The sequence below is a fragment of the Aeromonas intestinalis genome, assembly GCF_054052485.1.
The window spans coordinates 48760-72384 of the sequence record NZ_JBSTYK010000017.1 but is presented as its reverse complement, the minus strand read 5'-3'; the positions used below and the strand labels follow the sequence as shown (position 1 = coordinate 72384).

General features: G+C 62.7%; 19 protein-coding genes. 13 read left to right on the top strand and 6 right to left on the bottom strand.

Going from position 1 to position 23625, the window contains the following annotated elements:
• The first annotated feature begins 30 nt into the window (after positions 1–30).
• The 4 genes from pdxR to ACW5W7_RS18440 all read left to right on the top strand — a co-directional run bounded on the left by pdxR (position 31) and on the right by ACW5W7_RS18440 (position 7251).
• Complete coding sequence (gene pdxR / locus ACW5W7_RS18455; protein ID WP_456502636.1) at positions 31–1485, top strand: MocR-like pyridoxine biosynthesis transcription factor PdxR; 1455 nt, start codon at positions 31–33, stop codon at positions 1483–1485.
• Positions 1486–1628: 143 nt separating this feature from the next.
• Positions 1629–3671, top strand: coding sequence for an oligopeptidase A (gene prlC, locus ACW5W7_RS18450; RefSeq protein ID WP_456502635.1), 2043 nt, complete (start codon positions 1629–1631; stop codon positions 3669–3671).
• A 205-nt stretch (positions 3672–3876) separates the two neighbouring features.
• Positions 3877–6441: a putative bifunctional diguanylate cyclase/phosphodiesterase gene (locus ACW5W7_RS18445; protein ID WP_456502634.1), complete on the top strand. Its 2565-nt coding sequence runs from the start codon at positions 3877–3879 to the stop codon at positions 6439–6441.
• A 60-nt stretch (positions 6442–6501) separates the two neighbouring features.
• Complete coding sequence (locus ACW5W7_RS18440) at positions 6502–7251, top strand: class I SAM-dependent methyltransferase (protein WP_456502648.1); 750 nt, start codon at positions 6502–6504, stop codon at positions 7249–7251.
• A gap of 54 nt (positions 7252–7305) precedes the next feature.
• Here ACW5W7_RS18440 and ACW5W7_RS18435 read toward each other — a convergent pair whose 3' ends face one another.
• The 3 genes from ACW5W7_RS18435 to rhlB are packed head-to-tail and all read right to left on the bottom strand — an operon-like array spanning position 7306 to position 10360.
• Positions 7306–7548: a Rho-binding antiterminator gene (locus tag ACW5W7_RS18435; protein ID WP_456502633.1), complete on the bottom strand. Its 243-nt coding sequence runs from the start codon at positions 7546–7548 to the stop codon at positions 7306–7308.
• 20 nt (positions 7549–7568) lie between these two features.
• A complete protein-coding gene (gene gppA / locus ACW5W7_RS18430; RefSeq protein ID WP_456502632.1) occupies positions 7569–9059 on the bottom strand; it encodes a guanosine-5'-triphosphate,3'-diphosphate diphosphatase in 1491 nt (496 codons plus the stop codon).
• Positions 9060–9073: 14 nt separating this feature from the next.
• Complete coding sequence (gene rhlB / locus ACW5W7_RS18425; RefSeq protein ID WP_456502631.1) at positions 9074–10360, bottom strand: ATP-dependent RNA helicase RhlB; 1287 nt, start codon at positions 10358–10360, stop codon at positions 9074–9076.
• Positions 10361–10473: 113 nt separating this feature from the next.
• Here rhlB and trxA point away from each other — a divergent pair, with 113 nt between their 5' ends.
• From trxA to fre, 5 genes are all read left to right on the top strand, one after another.
• Positions 10474–10800 carry a thioredoxin TrxA gene (trxA, locus tag ACW5W7_RS18420; protein ID WP_025328829.1) on the top strand — a complete coding sequence of 109 codons (327 nt, stop codon included), beginning with the start codon at positions 10474–10476 and terminating at the stop codon, positions 10798–10800.
• A gap of 206 nt (positions 10801–11006) precedes the next feature.
• Positions 11007–12272: a transcription termination factor Rho gene (gene rho, locus ACW5W7_RS18415; RefSeq protein ID WP_042079206.1), complete on the top strand. Its 1266-nt coding sequence runs from the start codon at positions 11007–11009 to the stop codon at positions 12270–12272.
• 122 nt (positions 12273–12394) lie between these two features.
• On the top strand, positions 12395–13399 hold the full coding sequence (locus ACW5W7_RS18410; protein ID WP_456502630.1) for a hypothetical protein: 1005 nt from the start codon (positions 12395–12397) through the stop codon (positions 13397–13399).
• Between the two features lie 30 nt (positions 13400–13429).
• Positions 13430–14899: a 4-hydroxy-3-polyprenylbenzoate decarboxylase gene (ubiD, locus tag ACW5W7_RS18405; protein WP_456502629.1), complete on the top strand. Its 1470-nt coding sequence runs from the start codon at positions 13430–13432 to the stop codon at positions 14897–14899.
• A gap of 217 nt (positions 14900–15116) precedes the next feature.
• A complete protein-coding gene (gene fre, locus ACW5W7_RS18400; protein ID WP_456502628.1) occupies positions 15117–15815 on the top strand; it encodes an NAD(P)H-flavin reductase in 699 nt (232 codons plus the stop codon).
• A 223-nt stretch (positions 15816–16038) separates the two neighbouring features.
• On the opposite strand, the gene ubiK is transcribed toward fre, so the two are convergent.
• A complete protein-coding gene (gene ubiK / locus ACW5W7_RS18395; protein WP_349920518.1) occupies positions 16039–16296 on the bottom strand; it encodes a ubiquinone biosynthesis accessory factor UbiK in 258 nt (85 codons plus the stop codon).
• A 303-nt stretch (positions 16297–16599) separates the two neighbouring features.
• Between ubiK and ACW5W7_RS18390 the strand changes: the two genes are divergently transcribed.
• The gene (locus ACW5W7_RS18390; protein WP_456502627.1) at positions 16600–19032 is read left to right on the top strand and encodes a VolA/Pla-1 family phospholipase; all 2433 of its coding nucleotides are present in this window, start codon (positions 16600–16602) and stop codon (positions 19030–19032) included.
• An 80-nt stretch (positions 19033–19112) separates the two neighbouring features.
• Here ACW5W7_RS18390 and glpG read toward each other — a convergent pair whose 3' ends face one another.
• On the bottom strand, positions 19113–19946 hold the full coding sequence (gene glpG / locus ACW5W7_RS18385; protein ID WP_456502647.1) for a rhomboid family intramembrane serine protease GlpG: 834 nt from the start codon (positions 19944–19946) through the stop codon (positions 19113–19115).
• 29 nt (positions 19947–19975) lie between these two features.
• Positions 19976–20299 (bottom strand): thiosulfate sulfurtransferase GlpE, encoded by a 324-nt coding sequence (gene glpE, locus ACW5W7_RS18380; RefSeq protein WP_427249496.1) that lies wholly within the window; start codon positions 20297–20299, stop codon positions 19976–19978.
• 266 nt (positions 20300–20565) lie between these two features.
• Here glpE and ACW5W7_RS18375 point away from each other — a divergent pair, with 266 nt between their 5' ends.
• The 3 genes from ACW5W7_RS18375 to ACW5W7_RS18365 are packed head-to-tail and all read left to right on the top strand — an operon-like array spanning position 20566 to position 23624.
• The gene (locus ACW5W7_RS18375) at positions 20566–20955 is read left to right on the top strand and encodes a hypothetical protein (protein WP_456502626.1); all 390 of its coding nucleotides are present in this window, start codon (positions 20566–20568) and stop codon (positions 20953–20955) included.
• 22 nt (positions 20956–20977) lie between these two features.
• Complete coding sequence (locus tag ACW5W7_RS18370) at positions 20978–21832, top strand: AraC family transcriptional regulator (protein WP_456502625.1); 855 nt, start codon at positions 20978–20980, stop codon at positions 21830–21832.
• On the top strand, positions 21819–23624 hold the full coding sequence (locus tag ACW5W7_RS18365) for an ABC transporter ATP-binding protein (RefSeq protein WP_456502624.1): 1806 nt from the start codon (positions 21819–21821) through the stop codon (positions 23622–23624). Before ACW5W7_RS18370 ends, ACW5W7_RS18365 begins: the two co-directional genes overlap by 14 nt.
• Position 23625: the final 1 nt, after the last annotated feature.

The window sequence follows — 23625 nt, the reverse complement described above, 5'->3', positions numbered from 1 at the left end:
CTGTACCGTCGCGGATATTGGCCAGTGCCCATGACTGAGCTGCACATAGCGCTGCGGCGCGAAGCCGGGAGCTCGCTGGCTGACCAGATCGCCACGGCCATCGGCCAGTCGATCCGCCAGGGCTCGCTCTACGCGGGGGCCAGGCTGCCCTCATGGCGGGATCTGAGTATCCAGCTCGGGGTCGCGCGGGGCACAGTCCGTGCCGCCTATGAGCGGTTGATCGATGAGCAGCTGATCGTCTCGCAGGGGGCGGCGGGCACCTTCGTCGCCCAGTGCCTGCCGATGGACTCGCCGCCCGATCTCGGGGGGCAACCCAACCCCTTGCCCGAGCTCTATCAACATCCCTTCGGCGAGCGCCCTCGGGTATTCCAGGTCGGCGTACCTGCGCAGGACGGTTTTCCCGGCAAGCTCTGGTCCCGGGTGGCGGCCCAGGCTGCCAGTCAGGCCGCCATGGCAACGGTCAGCTATCCGGATCCCCGTGGCGAGCTGACGCTGCGCACCGAGATCGCCGCCTATCTGTCCGTGGCTCGCGGGATCAGCTGCTCACCAGCCCAGATCCTCATCACCTCGGGGTATAGCGGTGCCCTCGGGCTGCTTGTCCACGGCCTCGGCTTGCAGGGGAAAGAGGCCTGGATTGAGGATCCTGGCTATCCACTGTCGCGGATGGCGCTCGCCATGGCGGGTGTGACGCCTGTGCCTGTCCCGGTCGATGCACAGGGGCTCGATGTTGACGAGGGGATAGCCCGTGCGGCGGACGCCGCGCTGGCCATAGTCACCGCCGGCCAGCAGGCGCCGTTGGGCATGACTCTCTCCCTTACCCGTCGCCACCGGTTGCTGGAGTGGGCCGCCAGCCGCGGCGGCTGGATCATCGAGGATGATTACCTGAGCGAGCTTCAACTCACCGGCCGGGCGGCACCAGCCCTGGCCTCCCTGGATCGCCATGGCCGGGTCATCTATGTCGGTACCTTCAGCAAGACCATCAGCCCAGGCCTGCGTCTCGGCTTCATGGTGGTGCCGCCGGCCCTGGTCAGCAAGATGGGGGACGTGGCCGCCGCACTCGCCCCTGCCGCCTCGGTGGCCAGCCAGTGGGCGCTCGCTGAGTTCATGCGCAAGGGACACTATCTGCGTCACTTGCGCAGGATGAAGCGTATCTACCGTGCGCGGGCGGTGGCGCTGCAACAGGCTTTGTCGGTGTCCGCCGAGACGGTCACCATGGCGGGGCTGGCGCTGCTACTTCACCTGCCTCAGGGCTGCGATGATGTCGCCATCGTGCGCCGGGCCCAGGCTGTCGGCCTGGCACCAGCCCCCCTGTCCGTCTGGTTCGCAGACCCGGCGCGAGCGAGATCGGGTCTGCTGCTGGGGATCACCAATCTGCCGCAAGAGGGGCTGGAGGCGTGCTGCACCCAGCTGATGCACCTGATAGGGCTAGGCGCAGGCCATGCAGGCCCGCCCTCTTCGTCGTCGATGACCGAACCGGTGATTTAATAGGCAAGGGGTCGCGAAAAGTGGGCACTTGGCCCTGTTACTGGCGGCAAAGGCTTGATAAATGAGGTTTCTGCCTACATCTTAGATGGTCCAAGCAAGCTTCTGGACGGCAGGGGCTGCAGAGCATTTTAGAGGTACCGCAGATGAACAACCCTTTGCTGACCATGGACTCGCTGCCTCCCTTCAGCCAGATCCAGCCTGAACAGGTGCAGCCTGCCGTCATGCAGGCCATCGCCGACTGCAAACAGAAGATTGATGACGTGCTGGCCCGGCGCGAGCCCCACACCTGGGACAGCCTGATCGCCCCCCTGGAAGAGGTCAATGATCGGCTGGGACGCATCTGGTCGCCGGTGAGCCACCTCAACGCCGTGCAGAACAGCGAGGCTCTGCGGGAGGCCCATGATGCCTGCTTGCCGCTGCTGTCCGAATTCCAGACCTATGTCGGTCAGCACGAAGGCCTCTATCAGGCCTATCGCGAGCTGGCCGAGAGCGACGACTTCCCCCTGCTGAGCGGTGCCCAGCGCAAGGAGATCCAGAATACCCTGCGCGACTTCCACCTATCCGGTATCGGCCTGTCTGCCGAGGCGCAGCAGCGCTATGGCGAGATCCAGGCCCGGCTCTCCGAGCTCGCCTCCCGTTTCAGCAACAACGTGCTGGATGCGACCATGGGTTGGAGCAAGCTGGTGACCGATGAGGCCGATCTGGCCGGTCTGCCCGCCAGCGCCCTGGCCGCCGCCCGCCAGCTGGCGGAGCACAAGGGTCAGCAGGGCTGGCTGTTCACCCTGGACATCCCCTCCTACCTGCCGGTGATGATGTATGCCGACAGCCGCACCCTGCGTGCCGAGCTGTATGAGGCCTTCACCACCCGCGCCTCGGATCAGGGCCCCAACGCCGGCAAGTGGGACAACTCCGCCATCATGACGGAACTGCTCACCCTGCGCCGGGAACTGGCCCAGCTGCTGGGTTTTGGCAACTATGCCGAGCTCTCCTTGGCCACCAAGATGGCGGACAAGACTGAACAGGTGGTGGGATTCCTCACCGACCTCGCCGCCAAGTCCCTGCCCCAGGGGAAGGTCGAGCTGGAAGAGATCCGGACCTTCGCTGCTGAACACTTCGGTCAGAGCGAGCTGGCGGCCTGGGACATCCCCTATTACGCGGAGAAGCTCAAGCAGCACAAGTTCTCCATCTCCGACGAGCAACTGCGCCCCTATTTCCCCGCCGGCAAGGTGGTGAAGGGGCTGTTCGAGGTGGTGCGACGGGTATTCGGGGTCAAGGTGCGCGAGCGCCTCGGCATCGACACCTGGCATCCGGACATGCGCTTCTACGACATCTTCGACGGCGAGGACGAGCTGCGCGGCAGCTTCTACCTCGACCTCTATGCCCGTGAGAACAAGCGCGGCGGTGCCTGGATGGATGTCTGCCTGGGCCGTCGCTACCGTCAGGACGGTTCACTGCAAAAGCCGGTGGCCTATCTCACCTGCAACTTCAACGGCCCTGTGGATGGCAAGCCCGCCCTGTTCACCCACGACGAGGTGGTGACCCTGTTCCACGAGTTCGGCCACGGCATCCACCACATGCTGACCCAGATCGACGTGGCCGGGGTCGCTGGCATCAACGGCGTGGCCTGGGATGCGGTGGAGCTGCCGAGCCAGTTCCTGGAGAACTGGTGCTGGGAGTCCGAGGCGCTGGCCTTTATCTCCGGCCATTACGAAACAGGGGAGCCGCTGCCCGCGGATCTGCTGGAGAAGATGCTGACGGCCCGCAATTTCCAGGCGGCCATGCAGATGCTGCGCCAGCTGGAGTTCGCCCTGTTCGACTTCCGTCTGCACCAGGAGTTTGATCCGGCCAAACCGAACCAGATCCCGGCGCTGCTGGACGAGGTGCGCAACCAGGTTGCGGTGATGACGCCGCCGGCGTTCAACCGCTTCCAGCACAGCTTCTCCCACATCTTCGCCGGCGGTTATGCGGCGGGTTACTACAGTTACAAATGGGCAGAAGTGCTCTCCGCCGATGCCTTCTCCCGCTTCGAGGAAGAGGGGATCTTCAACGCGGCCACCGGCCAGGCCTTCCTGAAAAATATTCTGGAGAAGGGCGGGTCGAAAGAACCGATGGAGCTGTTCCGTGCCTTCCGGGGCAGAGAGCCCCAGGTGGATGCGTTGCTGCGACACAGCGGTATCGCCGCCTGATGTGTCAGCCCTGTGCCGAGATGAGCTTCAAGCAGGTACTTGGCTTGGGCAGAGTGGGATCCCGGCATGATTTTTAAGATAAAAAGGGACCGCGTGGTCCCTTTTTTCAAGGCTTTTTAATATCTTGCCGATAGCATGTTTGCACAGCCACCGCCTCTTCCAGTAGAGTCGGGTTCTAGTTTCCAAGGAGAGAAAGCCACTTGCCATGAGGCGAGCACTCGAGTCTGTCTATCAAATCATCTCCGGCTTGTCTCATCTGAGTGGCAAGGGATTTTTCGATACTTTTGTGAGTGAGATCGCCAGCTCGGTGGGGGCGGATCTCGTCCTGATTTCGGGACAGGACCAGACCGGCCTGTTCTTCACCATCCATGCCGCCTATCCCGCCTCCCTCGACATCGGCTCCTACAGTTTTCCCCTCGCCAGTACCCCGGGGGAGATCGTCATGCAGCAAGGGGAAGCCTGGTTCAACGATTGCATCTGCCAGCTGTTTCCCCATGCCGCCGTGCTGGAATTCTGGCAGATCCGTGGCTATGCCGGCATCGCCCTGAAGAATGCCCAGGGGGAGACCCTGGGACTGTGCAGCGTCATGTTCAAGCAGGCGATGCCGAGCATGGACAAGATCATGCAGCTGCTGAGGCTGCTGGCCCCCATCGCCGGTCGCGAGCTAGCCCTGATGTACCAGCAGCAGGCCCCTTCGCAATCCATGGGGCCGGGCGCCATGCAGGTGCTGGATACCATGATGTCCCACGCCCCCGTGGGCATCGGCAAGATGGACCTGGACGGGCGGATTCTCTGGATCAACCCGGCCATCGAGAAGATGCTGGGCTATCGTCCGGACGAGTTGCTGAACCGCACCGCCGCCGAGTTCAACCACCCGGAAGACTGGCAGGCGAGCCTCCCGCTCTACGAGGAGATCCGGCGCGGAGAACGCCCCGCTTTCACCCAGGAGAAGCGCTACCGGCACCGGGATGGTTCAGTGCTGTGGGGGCGCGTGACCGTCACCCTCATTCGCAACGAGCAGTTGCACCCCGATTATCTGATGCTGGTGCTGGAGAACATCGATCCCATCAAGCGTCACAGCGAGCAGCTCAAGCTCTCCCACCGGGTCTATGACAACCTCTCCGAAGCCATCCTGGTGTGTGACGGGGAGAGCCGCATCATCTCGGTGAATCCCGCATTCGAACGGATCACCGGTTACAGCGAGGAGGAGGCCTGCGGCCAGCGCCCCAGCCTGCTCAAATCCGGACTGCACGATCAGACCTTCTACGCCGACATGTATCACGCCCTGGAGCGGGTGGGGATCTGGCGTGGGGAGGTGTGGAACAAGCGCAAGAACGGCAAGCTCTACCCCCAGCAACTGATGGTCAGCGCCCTGCGAGAAGGGGGCCGGATCAGCCAGTACATCGCCATCTTCAGCGATCTCTCCCAGACCAAGCTGGCGGAGCAGAAAATCGCGGCCCAGGCGAACTACGACAACCTGACCGGCCTGCCCAACCGCTGGCTGTTTGGTCGCTGCCTTGCCCGTTTCTGCGAGCGGGGGGAGCGCTTCGCCCTCATGGTGCTGGACCTCAACAACTTCAAGGCGGTCAACAACAGCATGGATCACCACGTGGGTGATGCCCTGCTGCGGGAAGTGTCGGATCGGCTGGTGAGCCGGGTGCGCACCGAGGATCTGGTGGCCCGCATCGGCGGGGATGAATTTGCCTTCCTGGTGCCTGGCATCGTCAACCGCCGTCAGGCCGAGGTGTTCGCCAAACAGGTGATCGGCGGCTTCGCCAGACCCTTCATGCTGGCCAATCAGCACCTCTATGTGACGGCGACCCTGGGGATCACCCTTTGTCCCTACGATGGGGCGGACAGCGACGAGCTGCTGCGCAACGCCGAGCAGGCGCTGTTCGTCGCCAAGCGGCAGGGCCGAACCCTGGGCACCTACAGCGCCTCCATGCGGGAGGAGGTGAGCCAGCGCCACCAGATGCAGCAGGATTTGGCGGAGGCCATCAAGCTGTCGCAACTGACCATGGCCTATCAGCCCATCTGGGACAACCGCAGCGGCCGGGTGGCCAAGCTGGAGGCGCTGGTGCGCTGGTATCACCCCCACTGGGGCCAGGTCTCGCCGGCGGACTTCATCCCGCTGGCGGAGGAGGCCGGGCTGATGCAGGGGCTGGGCGCTCTGGTGTTGTGGCAGTCGTGCCGGGATCTGGCACGACTGCAAAAATCCGGCTTCCCGGATCTGCAGATGTCCATCAACCGTTCCACTCTGGAGTTCCAGACCATAGATCCGGAGGCCAACGAATGGCTGCGGGTGATCCGTCACTTCGGCCTGGACCCCAAGGACATCATCATCGAGATCACCGAATCTCTCTTGATGGAGAGCAGCGATCAGCACAGGGTGCGGATCGACGCCCTGCGCGAGGCGGGTTGCAAGCTGGCCATCGATGATTTCGGTACCGGCTACTCGGCGCTCAACTACCTGCGTACCTTCCCGGTGGATCTGGTGAAGATAGATCGCTCCTTCGTGCGCCATATTCCCTTCAACGAACAGGACAGGCTGCTGCTGGACGGCATCATCAACATAGTGCACAACCTCGGCATGCAGGTGGTGATCGAAGGGGTGGAAACCCGGGAGCAACTCAACTTCCTCTGTCAGAAGGGGTGCGCCTTCACCCAAGGCTATCTGCTCAGCCGGCCGCTGCCATTCGAGGATCTGACGGAGTACCTGACCCTCAACCGGCAGGGAATGAACCTGGCCAATCTCACCATCGTGAGCTGATCTCCCGCTTCTGTTATCATGCTCGGCTCCATGCCGCCATGAGTCATCGTTATGCCCCGTATTCAGGTTTTCAGTGAAGTGCCCGCCCGGGAAGGGGAGCTCGAGGCCCTGCGCCAGCGCCTGGCCGACGTGGAGTTTCCCGCTCCCTTCGCCCTGGTGTTGACCAAGGCGCGGCTGGAGCTGCGCAAGCTGGATGAGCCCAAGCTGGGAGCTGTCTACGTGGACTTCGTGGAAGGGGCGGTGGCACACAGGCGCAAGTTCGGTGGTGGTCGTGGCCAGTCCATCGCCAAGGCGGTAGGACTGAAGGCGGGGGCCATGCCGACCGTGGTGGATGCCACCGCCGGACTCGGCCGTGATGCCTTCGTGCTGGCCTCACTTGGTTGCAGGGTGACCCTGATCGAGCGCAGCCCCGTGGTGGCGGCCCTGCTGCAGGATGGATTGACGCGGGCGGCCCGGGATCCCGAGATCGGAGGCTGGGTGAGCGAGCGGATGCAGTTGCTGCAAGGGCCGGCGGTGGACAACCTGCTGGCATTGAGCGAACGGCCGGAGGTTGTCTATCTGGATCCTATGTTCCCCCACAAGCAGAAATCGGCGCTGGTGAAAAAAGAGATGAGGGTGTTCCAGTCCCTAGTGGGGCCGGATCTCGATGCGGATGCGTTGCTGCCGGCGGCGCTCAAGATGGCGACCCGACGGGTGGTGGTGAAGCGGCCCGACTACGCGGGCTGGCTCAACGAGCACAAACCCAGCATGGCGATCGAAACCAAGAGCAACCGCTTCGACGTCTATGTGATGGCGGCGCTGGCCGGTTGACCGTTATCCCCATACGAAGAGGGCCCGCAGTGCGGGCCCTCTTTACTTGTCCGATTAGAAACGGACAAGTTTCTCTTCCCCCTGCCAGATGAGAGCCAGGGTCGCCAACTCCGCCAGACTGAGCCGCTCCCCGCTGGTCAGCAACAGGTATTCAATCCCCTCTTTCGCCACTATGGTCTGCACCTTGTCCTCCCACTGCCGGCCACTGCGGTCGGTGAGCGTCACCGGCAGTTGCCAGCGAGCGGCGATTTCGAGCCAGTCATAGAGGTCACAGCTGATGGGTTGATAATCCGTCATGGTGCTTCCTTTGGGAGTGTTCAGGCTTCCAGCAAACGGGTGGCCCAGCCCATCTTCTGCTGGCGCTCCACTTCCAGGCGCAGCTCGCTGGCCCGCAGGTAGTGTTCGTCCAGCCAGCCCTTGGGCAGGGTCAGGGTCAGGGCATCCTCGCTGGCTTCCAGGGTGAAGCGGGGGACCGTGCCCTGGGTGCGACGCATGCAGAGAATGAGGGCGATGCGCAGGATGCGGGCCAGCCGGATCGCCTGGCGACCGGTGACGGCCCCCTGCTTCTCCAGCTGCTCCAGCTTGAAATCATCCCGCTGGTTGAGCAGCAGGGCCGACAACAGCTTCTTCTGGGCCGGGGTGAAGCCCGGCATGTCGATGTTGTCGATGATGTAGGCCGCGTGTTGCGGGGCCTTCTTGTACTCGATGCAGAGCCCGATCTCGTGCAGCAGGGCGGCATAACGGAGTATGGGGCGACCATAGCGTCGGGAGAGACGCCAGGCCGGCTGCAACTGGTTGAAGGCCTCGATGGCGGTGTCGCGTACCCGCTCGGCATGTTCCTTGTCGAGCTGATAGCGGTTGATCAGGCTGTCGGCGGTACGATCCCGGGCGTCACAGTCGTGATTGTTGCCGAGCAGGCCGTAGATCAGTCCTTCCCGCAATGCGCCACCGGCGAGGGTCATGCTCTCGATGCCGAGGGTCTCGAAGATGGCTATGAGGATGGCGAGACCGGAGGGGAACACGGTCAGCCGCTCGGCCGCCAGCCCTTCCAGCTGAAGCTGGTCCAGCTTGCCGCAGGCGATGGCCTGACCCATCAGCTCCTGCAGCTTCGGCAGGGTGACCCGCTCGCTCTTGCCCTGGGCCAGCATGATCTCCTGCAGCGCCTGGACGGTGCCGGAGGCACCGACGCAGGTGCGCCAGCCGAGGGTCTTGTAATCCTCGGCCACGTTTTCCAGCACCGTCTTGGCGCTGGCGATGGCCTGGTTGAAACGGGTCTCGGAGAGCTCGCCATCACCGAAGTGATTGTTGAGCCAGGTGACACAGCCCATGTGCAGGCTGTTGAGGAGCTTGGCCTCGCTGTGCTCGCCGATCACCAGTTCGGTGCTGGCGCCGCCGATGTCGATCACCAGCCGGTTGCCTTCCCCGGCGGAGGTCCAGGAGACCCCCTCGTAGATGGTCTTGGCCTCTTCCTCGCCCGAGATGATCTCGATGCTGTGGTTGAGCACCCGTTCCGCTTCGCTCAGGAACTCGTCGACGTTGGTGGCAAGGCGCAAGGTGGCGGTGCCCACCACCCGGATGTTGTCGGACGGAATGTCCTGCAACTGCTCGGAGAACAGGCGCAGACAGTCCCAGCCCCGCTCCATGGCGGCACGGCTGAGGCGAAATTCCGAATCGAGACCGGCGGCGAGGCGAACCTTGCGCTTGACCTTGGTGACGGTGCGCAGAGCACCGGCGACCTCGCGCACCACCAGCATGTGAAAGCTGTTGGAGCCGAGGTCGATGGCGGCATAGAGCGGCGAGTTGTGCAACTGGGCCTGTCCTGTCAGTTCTTGCGGGGCGGACGGCGGCGGTTGTTGCTGTTGCCACCCTGGCGATCACGCATGTTGCGGTTCACCGGCTGACGGTTGCGGAACACCCGTTTCGGGGCGGTCACATCATCCAGCAGCGCCTCGCGGTCATACTTGCTGACCGGGATGGGGTGATGGATGTACTCCTCGATGGCCGGCAGGTTGAAGGCATAGTCTTCACAGGCCAGGCTGATGGAGTGACCGCTCTTGCCGGCGCGACCGGTACGACCGATGCGGTGTACGTAGTCCTCGGCGTCGTCGGGCAGGTCGTAGTTGAAGACGTGGGTCACGTCAGGGATGTGCAGACCACGGGCGGCCACGTCGGTGGCGACCAGGATGTCCAGCTGACCCTTGGTGAACTCTTCCAGGATCTTCATCCGCTTCTTCTGGGGCACATCACCGGTCAGCAGACCGACGCGGTGGCCGTCGTTCTCCAGCCAGGCGTGGACGTCTTCACACACATGCTTGGTGTTGGCGAAGACGATGGCCTTCTCCGGCCACTCCTCTTCCATCAGGGAGAGCAGCAGCAGCATCTTGTCTTCGTTGGAGGGGTAGAACAGCTCCTCCTTGATGCGTACGCCCGTCATCTGCTCCGGCTCGACCTGCACGTGTTCCGGGTGGTTCATGTGCTCGTAGGCCAGCTCCTGCACCCGCAGGGAGAGGGTGGCGGAGAACAGCATGCTCAGACGCTCGGTGGCGGGGGGCATGCGGCGGAACAGGAAGCGGATGTCCTTGATGAAGCCGAGATCGAACATGCGATCCGCTTCGTCCAAGACGACGACCTGAATGTTGCCGAGATCGATGACATTGGACTTGAAGTAGTCGATGATGCGGCCCGTGGTGCCGATCAGGATGTCGACACCCTGCTCCAGCACGGCCAGCTGCTTGTCGTAGCCTTCACCACCGTAGGCGAGGCCGAGCTTCAGACCGGTCGAGGCCGCCATGCTCTCGGCATCGTTGTGGATCTGCACCGCCAGCTCACGGGTCGGGGCCATGATGATGGCGCGTGGCTGGTTGATGAGGCGCGGCTTGGTCAGCGGATGGGTCAACAGATAGTTGAAGGTCGCAGCCAGGAAGGCGAGGGTTTTGCCGGTTCCCGTCTGGGCCTGACCGGCCAGGTCATGGCCTTCTACCAGCAGTGGCAGAGACAGCGCCTGGATGGGGGTGCAATAGTGAAATCCCTTTGATTCCAGACCAGCCAGAACTTCGGGTTCGAGGCCCATTTGGGCGAATTTTTCGGTCGTTAGATGTGTTTTGCTCATGGCGGTAGGTTATCAGGTTAGGCTTGCAATAATAAACAGGATCATTTCAAATAGGGCAACTATTGCCTTTGTTGATCCGTCAATAAAGCCTTAATTACTGACTGGAGTTGGAGATGAGTGACAAGATTGTTCAGCTGAGCGATGCCAGCTTCGAGGCTGATGTAATCAAAGCCGACAGCCCCGTTCTGGTAGATTTCTGGGCTGAATGGTGCGGTCCGTGCAAGATGATTGCCCCCATCCTGAACGAAGTCGCCCAAGAATATGCCGGTCGCGTGACCGTGGCGAAATTGAATATCGATCATAACGCCGACACGCCGCCCAAGTATGGCATTCGCGGTATCCCGACCCTGCTGCTGTTCAAGAATGGCGAAGTGGCAGCGACCAAGGTCGGTGCCCTCTCCAAGACTCAGCTGAAAGAGTTCTTGGACGGTAACCTGTAATAATCAAGAAGGAGCGCATTGCAATAATGCGCTCCTTGTGTTTTATCACCTAGACGCTCATCCCGATTGGTGCTAGTTTATCGCTCGTTTGCTAACCTTTTTGCCTGACTCTTTGCTTCACATCAGCCTGGCAAGTCAAATCCGATCAGCATCAATCCAGCAGACTGTCTCCTCATTTCAATCCTTGCTTACAGACTTTCACCACTATGAATCTGACTGAACTTAAGAACACTCCTGTGTCCGAGCTGGTCCAGCTTGGCGAATCCATGGGGTTGGAAAATCTGGCTCGGGCGCACAAGAAAGACATCATCTTTGCCATCCTCAAGGCGCACGCCAAGGGCGGTGAGGACATCTTTGGCGACGGTGTGCTGGAAATCCTGACCGATGGCTTCGGCTTCCTGCGTAGCGCAGATGGCTCCTACCTGGCCGGCCCGGACGATATCTACGTCTCCCCGAGCCAGATCCGCCGCTTCAACCTGCGTACCGGCGACACCATCTCCGGCAAGATCCGGCCGCCGAAAGAGGGCGAGCGCTATTTCGCCCTGCTCAAGGTCAACGACGTCAACTACGATCGTCCGGAAAACTCCCGCAACAAGATCCTGTTTGAAAACCTGACCCCGCTGCACGCCAACGAGCGTCTGCGCATGGAGCGCGGCAACGGCTCCACCGAAGACATCACCGCCCGTGTACTGGATCTCGCATCCCCCATCGGCAAGGGTCAGCGTGGCCTCATCGTCGCACCGCCCAAGGCCGGTAAGACCATGCTGCTGCAGAACATCGCCCAGAGCATCGCCTACAATCACCCGGATTGTGAGCTGATCGTGCTGCTGATCGACGAGCGTCCGGAAGAAGTGACCGAGATGCAGCGGATGGTCAAGGGCGAAGTCATCGCCTCCACCTTCGACGAGCCGGCTTCCCGTCACGTCCAGGTCGCCGAGATGGTGATCGAGAAGGCCAAGCGCCTGGTCGAGCACAAGAAGGATGTGGTCATCCTGCTGGACTCCATCACCCGTCTGGCCCGCGCCTACAACACCGTCATCCCCTCATCCGGCAAGGTTCTGACCGGTGGTGTGGATGCCAACGCCCTGCACAGACCCAAGCGCTTCTTCGGTGCGGCCCGTAACGTCGAGGAAGGCGGCAGCCTGACCATCATCGCCACCGCGCTGATCGACACCGGCTCCAAGATGGATGAAGTCATCTACGAAGAGTTCAAGGGTACCGGCAACATGGAACTGCACCTCTCGCGCAAGATCGCCGAGAAGCGCACCTACCCGGCCATCGACATCACTCGCTCCGGCACCCGCAAGGAAGAGCTGCTGACTGCGCCGGACGAGCTGCAGAAGATGTGGATACTGCGCAAGATCATTCACCCCATGGGCGAGATCGACAGCATCGAGTTCCTCATCGACAAACTTTCTGCCACCAAGACCAACGACGAGTTCTTCGACTCCATGAAGCGTCAGCAGAAGTGATGATGTAGCAGAATGACAAAACCGCGGCCCAGGTCGCGGTTTTTGTTTATCTATTTGCCGGTGCCCTTAGTACTATGGGGCCAGGACGCCACAAGGCCGGATGTCACAAGGATAGAGACGTCATGAAGCTGATTTTCTTGCTATGGATTGGGTGGCTGCTGGCCGCACCCGTGCAGGCCGATTCTCCCCCGCAACGCAATGCCCCCCTGGTGGCGGATGAAGGGCTGCAGGGGCACCTCGACTACCTGCACAGCCGGCTCGCGCTCGAACAGTTTGCCGCCATGGACTCCCTGCTGGAGGCCCTGGCCCTGGGTCAGCGTGAATATCTGCAATATCAGGTGCTGGCGGGTCTCAAGACGGTCAGCCATCCGAGCCCTGCGCTCCATGCCTGGGTGCGGGCGCAGGCCGCCAAGGCACCGCAATGGCTGGTGGAAGGGGAGGTGGATGGCTTCCTGGTGCAGCTGCCCGCCTATGATTTCGCCGCCGAAGCGCGGCTGGTGCTGAACCGCTGGCAACAGCTCGCCTGGCAGGACAACTATCGCCAGCAGCTGGCGCGCGACAGCTTCGATTTCAAACATCTCTACTACAGCCGCAACCCGGAGCTGGCGCAGCAACAGCAGGCGTTGCTGACGGTGCTGGACAGCCAGCCGACCGCCGTACAGCGTCGTGAGGCCCAGCGGCTGGCCGCCCTGACCCTCTTCCTGCCGGACAACCAGTTGCTGCTGCACCTCATCGAGCGGACTGGCAACCCTGACTTGTACCAGAAACTGTGGCGTCAGCCAGTGGATAACGACAGTCTGGCTGCATTGAGCAGCATACCCCGCTTCTACCATGGCCAGACGGCGAGCGATATGCTGATCGCCGCCAGCCGCAATGAACGGCTGATGATCCCGGCCCTGCATCAGCTGAGCCGACTCTCCCCCCTGCCGGACGAAGCCCGCCAATACCTGCTGGCGGAGCTCGGCAAACAGCAATACAGCGGGCTGGTGGCCGGCGTGTTGCTGCAACTGGACGAACCCAGGCTGTTGGCCCAGCTGGCGGACAGGCTCACCCATCAGGAGCGGCGTCACACCATGTCCGTCCTGCGGCCCGATACGGGTACACCGGATGGCCAGCCGGGGTTATAATGCCCCATCGCCTGCACACAGGGTACCCGCATGAAATACAAGGACTTGCGTGATTTTATCGCGCAGCTGGAACAGAACGGACAGCTCAAGCGCATCACGCGCGAGATAGACCCCTATCTGGAGATGACCGAGATCAGCGATCGCACCCTGCGTGCCGGTGGCCCGGCCCTGCTGTTCGAAAATCCCAAGGGTTATGCCATGCCGGTGCTGACCAATTTGTTCGGCACGCCGGATCGGGTCGCCATGGGCATGGGTCAACCCAATGTCGGCGCCCTGCGTCAGGTGGGCACCTGGCTCTCCTACCTGAAGGAACCCGAGCCCCCCCGCGGTCTCAAGGAGCTGATGGAGAAGCTGCCCATCTTCAAGCAGGTGCTGAACATGCCGACCAAGCGGCTCTCCTCGGCCCCCTGTCAGCAGGTGGTACTGGAAGGCGACGCGGTCGATCTCGACCAGATCCCGATCCAGCACTGCTGGCCCGGCGATGTCGCCCCCCTGGTGACCTGGGGCTTGACCATTACCCGCGGCCCTTACAAAAAACGGCAGAACCTCGGCATCTACCGCCAGCAGAAGATCGGCAAGAACAAGCTGATCATGCGCTGGCTGGATCATCGGGGCGGGGCCATCGATTTTCGCGAGTGGCAGGAGGCGCACCCCGGTGAACGCTTCCCGGTGGTGGTGGCGCTCGGCGCCGATCCGGCCACCATACTCGGCGCCGTGACGCCGGTGCCGGACAGCCTCTCGGAGTACGCCTTCGCCGGTCTGTTGCGGGGAAGTCGCACCGAGGTGGTGAAGGCCCTGAGCTGCGAGCTGGAGGTGCCCGCCAGCGCCGAGATCGTGCTGGAAGGCTACTTGGAGCCCGGCGAGATGGCACCGGAAGGCCCCTATGGGGATCACACCGGTTACTACAACGAGGTGGACGAGTTCCCGGTGTTCACCATCACCCACATGACCATGCGTCGCGATGCCATCTATCACAGCACCTATACCGGCCGTCCCCCCGATGAGCCGGCGGTGCTCGGGGTGGCGCTGAACGAGGTGTTTGTACCGCTGCTGCAGAAGCAGTTCCCCGAGATCGTGGACTTCTACCTGCCGCCGGAGGGGTGCTCCTACCGGATGGCGGTGGTGACCATCAAGAAACGCTACCCAGGCCATGCCAAGCGGGTCATGCTGGGGGTCTGGTCCTTCCTGCGCCAGTTCATGTACACCAAGTTCGTGATCGTCTGCGACGACGACATCAACGCCCGGGACTGGAAGGACGTGATCTGGGCCATCACCACCCGGATGGATCCGGCGCGGGACACCACCCTGATCGAGCACACGCCCATCGATTACCTCGACTTCGCCTCACCGGTCTCCGGGCTAGGCTCCAAAATGGGGCTGGATGCCACCAACAAGTGGCCGGGAGAGACGAACCGCGAGTGGGGTCAACCCATCGTCCAGGACGAGGCGGTGAAGCAGAAGATCGACGCCATCTGGGATGAATTGAAGATCCTGGACTAGCCGCTGAGGCGGTCGGCGCGCCCGTTTGATGGAAAAGGGCGGTGCCGGGCCGGGTTGAATGATGCAATGGCGCCTGTTTCCGGCCAGTCGGTGCACAAAGAGCGGTATTGCCGGCCTGAATTGGGTATGCTCGACTGACCGGACCCCTGGCGGGTCGCCAGAACACAGTGAATCAATGAGTGAAAACGGGCCGGGCTGGCCCGTCAAAAGGACAAGAATGCAACGTATCAAGTGCCGCGTAGAGGAACTGCGCGAATATGTCGACACCGTCTGGCATGTGGCCCTGGCGCCGCAGCAGGCTATCAGCTTCAAGCCCGGCCAGTATCTGCTGGTGGTGATGAGTGACTCGGACAAGCGCCCCTTCTCCATCGCCAACTCGCCGACCCGTGACGGTGTGCTGGAGTTGCAGATAGGAGCCACCCCGGAGAACGCCTACGCCGGCCAGGTGCTGGCGCGCATGCGTGAGCAGGGGGAGATCGAGATCGAACTGGCGGCGGGCAAGGCCTTCCTGCGGGACGAATCCCCGCGCCCCCTGATCCTGATGGCGGGCGGCACAGGTTTCTCCTATGCCCGTTCCATCCTGGAATATCTGATGGCGACCGGCAGCAAGCGCCCGGTGTTCCTCTACTGGGGTGTGCGTCAGGCGCACTGGCTGTACGAGCAGGCGCAGATGCAGCAGTGGGCGCAGGACTATGCCCCGCTCACCTTCGTGCCCGTGGTACAGGAGCCGGAAGCGGACTGGACCGGCCGCACCGGGCTGGTGCACAAGGCCATCATGGACGACTTCGTCAGTCTGCATGACTACGACATCTATGTGGCGGGTCGCTTCGAGATGGCGGGGGCCGCCCGGGAAGAGTTCAAGGTGCTGGGGGCCGAACCCGAGCGCATCTTCGGTGATGCCTACGAGTTCATTTGAGCGCCGACTGCGAAGCCGTGATCAAGGCTCAGGTGCTGCTCGCTTATGTGCGGTAAAGAGTGCTCATGTATATCGGTGCACTCCGGTTCCTGTACTTCACCTTGTCGACGGCTTCTCGCAACGGCCCTTGAACCTCTTCCCTGTTCCATAAACAACAAACCCCAGCCTGGCTGGGGTTTGTTTTATGTGCGCTGAGGGCTGGGCCGTTCGCGCGCGGAAGGGCTTATTCGCCCTTGGCGGCGAGCTGCTGCTCCAGCTGGGCCAGCTTGGCTTCCAGGGCGGTCAGCTTTTCCCGGGTGCGCAGCAGCACCTTGGTCTGCACGTCGAACTCCTCGCGGCTGACCAGATCCAGCTTGTTCAGCTGGGATTGCAGCACCTGACGGGTTTTCTTCTCCACCTCTTCACCCATGCTGCGAATGCCGGGGGGCAGGGCGTTGTGTACCTGTTTGGCGATCTCTTCCAGTTTTTTCGGGTCGATCATGGGGTTCTCCTTAAGCGATGGGCCATTCTACCGACAAATCCCTCCCTTTGCCGAGATCGGGGCTGGCTTTTTGCGCCTCGCAGGCACGCTGGCTCTGGTCGGGTCTGGTGTTGCGCCGGATGCTGTTACTCTCCGCCGCCGGGGTGACAATTCCAATTCCTTGATGTTGTACACAAAAAAAGCAGATCAGATGACCGACCAGAGGCTTATCAATTGTTGCGTTGCTGTTAATATGTTTCGGTCGGGTTTGAACCCTACCCCGTCAGGCTCATCATGGATAACAACATAAAAAGAGATAAGGATATGAAAAAAAACCTGATTTATGCAGCCGTCCTCAGTGCGCTATTGAGCGGTTGTGGTGGCAGTGACGATAACAAAGGCGATACCTCCAGCTATCTCGACTACCTGCTGAGCGGCTCCAATGCCGTTCGCCCCAGCGCCCTCGCTGCCCGTGCCTCCGACGGCACCCTGAAGTTCTCCACCGAAACGGCGGATCTCTCCAACCCTGTCTCCGCTCTCTCCACCCTGGATGGCTGGTCCACGACCCAGGCCATCCAGGTCGTGCCCGTGACCGCCTCGGGGATCAGCATCAAGGCTCCGGCCGCGGCCGAGTTTGCGGCGTCCATCGCCCCGCTCTATCTGCTTGAACTGGAGTTTGACAGTGCGGCCCTGCGCCCGAGCGGCGTGAAGAAGCAGCTGACCTACGGGGTGGACTTCGTGGTGGCCGAGGCGGGTGGCAAGCTGAATCTGGTGCCTCTCAAGCCGCTCAATCCCTCTTCCTATTACATGATAGTGGCGACCGATACCCTCAAGGACAGCAACGGCAATGCCGTGCGTGCCGGCTCCGACTACAGCAACTACAAGAGCAACCCGGGCAGCAGTGCCCAGGATCAGACCATCAACGGTCTGATCACCCTGCAGGAGGGGCTGTTCAAGGCCGCCACCGGCATCACCAGCGATCACGTGATCTTCTCCGACTGGTTTGGTACCCAGTCCGGCGCCGATGTGCTGGTGGCGGTAAAAGGAGCGGCGGCATCCGTGCTGAAGAGCCCGACCCTGGATGCGGCGGCCCTGTGGAAACAGGATGCGCTGGGCCATACCAGCCTGCCGGGTACCTACACTATCGCCAGTCTGGATGCTGGTACTGCCTTCCTGACCAAGCTGGAAGCCGAGCAGTTCCTGCTGCAGGAGCAGAAGGATGCCATTGCCGCCGCCTTTGGCTCCGGTACGCCTCTCCACAATCTGGCGCTGGGCACTACTGTCTATACCGGTGCGGTCAAGCTGCCCTACTTCCTCTCCTCTCCGGCCAGCGCCGGCTCCTGGGACAAGGCCAGAACCCAGTCTTGGCATGGGGCCATCCCCAGCCTGTACGCCATCGCCAATGCCCTGAAGGCGGGCGACAGCGAGGTGATCGGCGGTCTGGTGGGGGCGGGAGTGGATCCGGCCCTGCTGGGTACGCTCATCGCCGACCCGACCCGTCAGGCCGAGCTGCTGGCGGAGGCGAGCAAGCTGATCGGGGTGACCCTCACCTCAGGTGGCAAGGCGCTGGATCCCGAGATGAACATCGGCCGTTTCAACCCGCTGCCCAAGCTGGAAGAGGTGCAGTCCGTGCCGATGCGCATCTTCGCCGCGGCGCCGCTGTCGGCTATCACCGACGTCATCATCTATCAGCATGGCGTCACCTCGGTGAAGGAGAATGCCTATGCCCTGGCCCTGGGTCAGATCGGTGCCGGTGCCAAGGCAAGCAAGAACGTCGCCGTGGTGGTGATCGATCATCCGCTGCACGGGGAGCGTGGCTTCGCCCTGACCGGTGGCCTGGATTCGGTGACCACCTCGGACAACCCGACCCCCTATCTGAACCTGAGCTACCTGACGGTGGCGCGGGACAACCTGAAACAGAGCGTGGCGGATCTGCTGGGCCTGCGTCTGGCGGTGGGGCTGGCCAATGCCAAGGGTGTCATCGGCACCGCCGGCAGCCTCAAGGTGCACTTCCTGGGTCATTCCCTCGGCGCCATCTCCGGGGCCAACCTGCTGGCGGTGGCCAACCAGTCGCTGGGCAACCCTACGGCCGATGCCCTGTTCAAGTTCACCACCGGCGGCCTGGCCATGCCGGGTGGTGGCATAGCGCCGCTCTTGCTGAACTCCCCCACTTTCGGCCCGACCATACAGATGAGCGTGCTGACCGGCGGCAGTCCCGAGTTGAAGACGGCCTTCACCGCCTATGCCCCGACCTGCAAGAGCGCGGTGGCAAGCTGCTTCGTCAACGAGTTCCTGCCGAGCCTGGATGGCACCACGCAGGCAAGCGCCGCCAGCACCCTGCAGAGCTACGTCTTCGCGGCCCAGTCGGTGCTGGACTCGGCTGATCCGATCAACCTAGCGAGCGGCATCAAGGCGGACTTCCCGTTGTTTGCCACGGAAATAGTGGGTGATGGCGCCCTGAGCCTGCCGGATCAGGTGATCCCGAACAGCGTCGCCTCCGCGCCGCTGGCGGGGACCGAGCCGCTGTTCAAGGTGATGGGCTTGAAATCCCTGACCGCGACTGGCCCTGGGCTGGTTCCGGTCAGTCACCATGCGGGCCGCTTCGTGGCCGGTGGTCACAGCTCCTTGCTGGCACCGGATGAAAACTTCGATCCGACCGGCGCCGTGACAAGCGAGATGCAGACCCAGTTCGGCAGCTTCTTCGCCAGCGGCGGTGCGGCCGTCGCAGTGACAGACGCCAGCCTGCTCAAGCAGTAAGCGTCAGCCAACCATATAAAAACGCCGCCCTCTGGGCGGCGTTTTCGTTGTCGGCCATCAGAACACGGGATGGCAGGGCATCAGGCGGGCCTGTGATGCCTGTCCAGCCAGCCCTGCAACAGACCCACCAGCAGGCCGGTCAGGTGGGCGATGTTGGCGGTGGGCGTGCCGAGCAAATCCATGAAGCCGAGCACCAGCCAGAACAGCATGAAGCCCATCAGCGCCGGCGGCAGACTGAGGCCGCAGTCTGGCTGCAGCCTGGCGCGCAGCCAGCAATAGCCGAGCAGGGCATAGACCACGCCGGAGAGACCCCCAAACAGCGGGCCGCTTGCGAAGAACTCCGCCACGTTGGGCAGCGCCGCCCCGACGATGAGCAGGATGAACAGCTTGCCGCTGCCGAGTCGCTGCTCTATCTGCCCCCCGAGATACCACCACCACAGCAGGTTGAACACCAGGTGCAGCACCGAGAAGTGGATGAAGGCGGGGGTGATGTAGCGCCAGGCCTGCCAGTCGGTGAACTGGGCCAGGGTGGGGTGGAATGCCAGCTCGTCGAAGATGGGCAGGCCGATGGCGTCGAGGGCATAGACCGCCAGACAGGCGATGATGACCACCAGGGTCAGGGGTCCCGCCTGATGCAGAAAATCGGTGACCGGATCCGTCATCCCCTTGCTGTAGTCGATGCGGGCATCCGCCCGACCGGACTGCCAGGAGGCCTCCATGTAGCGGGGGTGATTGGGCTCGCTCAGGAAGCGTTTGACCTCCAGCTGGGCCTGGGCGAGGCGCTGTTCGTCCGCCAGCCAGACCGAGACACCGAGCTCGGACTGGGTCAGCTCGCAGGAGATCCCCAGGGTGGCCAGATAGTCCACCAGAGCCTGGGCCATGCGGGCATTGTCCAGCACCAGCAGCTGGATCATGCCGGCCGGGGAGGCGTTGCCGGCTCCTGTCATGCGTCGCCCGCCAGGATCGGGAACTCCCTGCGCCAGGCCTCGAAGCCGCCATCCAGACTGTAGACGGCGTCATAGCCCTGCTGCAGCAGGTACTGGGCGGCCCCCTGGCTGCTGTTGCCGTGATAGCACATCACGATCACCGGGGTATCGAAGTCCACTTCATTCATGAAGCGGACCAGGGTGCCATTGGTGAGGTGGAAGGCGCCCACCGCGTGGGCCGTCTCGAACGACTGGGGATCGCGAATGTCCACGAGGCGGGCCTCACCGGCCTCCAGCTTCTGGTGGGCATCCTGGGCGCTGATATGGGCAAACTGGTCCATTGAGATGTCCTGCAAATAGATGATTGGGGATCAGTTTACCCCAAGCGAACTCAATAGAGCAGGGGAAGGTAGGACGCTGCACTTGGGTGGCTTGGTCTGGGTGACGACACAAGAGATGCGGGCTGGGGTTCTGGGTGTGCAGGTGAGTCGCATTGGCTGGATTGATAACTTTAATGTCCGAATTCGCCAATGAAGCACACCACAGAGGTAGATATAATAATTATTATCATTTAGGTGCCGTTATTGCCTGCACCGAGGAGCCAGTCATGAACATTGATGCAACAGAGTACCCCATCGTCTGGATGGATTACGAACCGGCCCGGGGGGCATCCGTGGAAGCGGCACTTGCCGACATCTCGGCCCTGCTTGTCCGCGGTCAGCCCCTGGTGTTTCTTGCCACCGGAGAGCCGGGCAATGGCAACGACAAGGCCGGGGCTGAGGATCGCCGGACGGTTGCGCTCTGGATGAAGAGCAACAAGCACGCGATCCGGCGCTTTGCCCTTGGCCACGTGCAGATAGTACCGGAGTCGACCAAACGCGTGGCGATGCGGGCTTTCGCGGTCGTCTTCGCCAAATTCTGGGGTTACCCCATGTTTGTCGTCGCCAGCGAAGAAGAGGCGCGGGCCAAGGCCGACGCCTTGCTGGCCAATGTCTGAACCGGATAGCGGAGAGTCTCCCATGTACATCACCGATAACAATGACATGACCGATATCGAGTCCGACTATCCCGACAAGATTGAGCGCCCGGTGGTCGTGATCGGCCTGGGCAGGGTCACGGAAAACTGGGAGCTGCCGCTCCATCAGCACCGCAAGGCACAGCTGCTGTTTGCCGACAGCGGCTTGATCACGCTGGAGACGGACACGGGATTCTGGGTCGTGCCGCCGCAGGGGGCGGTATGGATCCCGGGTGGCATGGTCCACCGTGCCAGCAGCAGCGGTGAACCGCGTGGCTTTGTGGCATTCGTCGAGCCGGATGCCGCACCCGGGTTGCCGGACTGCTGCTGCACTATCTCGGTCTCTCCCTTCATGCGCGCACTGCTGGAGCGCACAGCGGCGCTGCCCGAGCACTATCGGATCGAGGGAGCACCGGGACGGCTGATGTCGGTGTTGCTGGACGAGCTCATCGCCGCCCCACTGGAGTGGCTGCACCTGCCGATGCCCGCCGATCTGCGGCTGCGCAAGCTGGCGGACGGCATGCTGGCCGCCCCCGCCGATCGGGCGACGCTCGAGCAGTGGGCATCCAGGATCGGCATGAGCGAGCGCAACATGTCACGCCTGTTCAGTGCCGAGACCGGTCTGAGCGTGAGCCGCTGGCGCCGCCAGATGCATGTGATCACCGCCTTGCCGATGCTGGCCCAGGGTCGGCTGATCCAGACCATTGCAGACGAGCTTGGCTACGACAGCTCCGGTGCCTTCATCACCATGTTCCACAAGGCGGTCGGGGCTCCGCCAAAGCGTTTCCTCGCCGAGCGCACTGCCCAGATCCATGCCCCCCTGCACAAGCCTTCAGGAAGTTCCTATGAGTACCAGTAATCCGGCAAAGGCGCTGTCAAATACCCCGGATCCCCTGGGCCAGATATTGAAGCCCATCAAGGGGCGTCTCATCGCGGCCACCCTACTGGCAGGCCTGGGCGCGGCGCTGACCTTGACCCCCCTTGCTGGCATAGCCCAAATCGCCCGGTTCGCGCTCGGCGGCGAGGAGTCTGTGGTACAGAGCCTGGCCCTGCTGAGGGGAGAGGTGTGGCTGACGGTGATGTTCAGCCTCGTCGGCCTGTTTCTCGGTCTGTTGCTGTCGCTGGCGGCGGAGACCTGCGCCCATGTGGCAGACAACAGGATCACCCGTCATCTGCGGCTTGCCGCGGCGCGGCGCCTGGCCCGGGTGCCTCTCGGCTGGTTCACCTCCCACGCATCCGGTGAAGTGAAACAGGCGATGCAGGACGACATCGGCACCCTGCACGAGCTGACTGCCCACTTCTACACCACCCTGGGCCGTACCCTGGGAGCCATCCTGGCGTCACTCGTCTATCTCTTTGCGATGCACTGGGGGCTGGCCCTGGTCGCTATTCTGCCCTATGTCGCCGGCTTTCTGTTGATCGGTTCGGCCATGAAGTTCAGCGAGACGCAGACCCGGGCCTTTGGCGAAGGCCAGGCCAGGGTGAACGATGCCGTGGTGGAGCTCGTCAACGGGATCCCGGTGATCAAAGCCTTTGGCACCAGCGGCAAGGTGCACGGCAACTACCGGACGGCGGTGGAGAGCTTTCTGGAAGCCTTCCTCGGCCTGTTGAAGCCTATGCTGGGCGCCATGGCCATCGCCAATGCCCTGATGTCCCCCGTCGCCGTGCTGGGGGTCGTGCTGGCTGCCGGTACCCTCTTTGTCGGTCTCGGCTGGATGGCGCCGGTGGAAGTGTTGCCGTTCGTGCTGGTCGCCCCCTGCATCTCGGCACCCCTGATGCTGCTGGTGTTTGTGGCCCACGGGCTGGAGCCCGCCAAAGCTGCCGCGGGGCGGGTCCAGACTCTGCTGCAGACGCCGCAGCTGGAGCAACCTGCTTATGACGAGGTTGAGCACCCGAGGGGAGTAGAGGTTTGCGCCGAAGAGGTGAGTTATGCCTATGACGGTGGCCACAAGGTGCTCGACAAGGTGAGCTTCACCCTGGTCGCCGGTACTGTGACGGCCGTGGTGGGGGCATCCGGTGCGGGCAAGTCCACGCTGGCCCGCCTGCTGCTGCGCTTCTTCGATCCGAGCGAGGGGCGCATCACGTTGGGTGGGGTGGATTTGCGCAACCTGGATACCCGTGAGCTGTATCGACACATAGGCTTCGTGCTGCAGGAGGTGCGTCTGATCCACGCCAGCGTGCGTGACAACATCGCGCTCGGTCTTCCCGACGCGACCTATCAGCAGATTGAAGAGGCCGCCAGGGCCGCCAATATCCACGAGCACATCCTGAGCCTGCCACGGGGCTATGACTCCGTCATCGGCGAGGATGCTCAGCTCTCCGGCGGTGAGGCCCAACGGGTCAGCATAGCCCGCGCCGTGCTGCTGGATCCGCCCGTTCTGGTGCTGGACGAGGCGACCGCCGCAGCCGACGCCGAGAACGAGGTGGCCATCCAGCAGGCCCTTTCCCGCTTCGCCAAGGGGCGGACCCTGATGGTGATCGCCCACCGGCTCGATACAGTGATGCATGCCGATCGCATCCTGGTGGTGGAAGACGGGGCCATCGTCGAGCAGGGTCGTCACGACGCGCTGCTGGCGCAGGGTGGCCGCTACGCTCGCCTGTGGGCGCTGGGTGGACATGAACAGCAAGATCAACAACGGATGGCGGTATAAC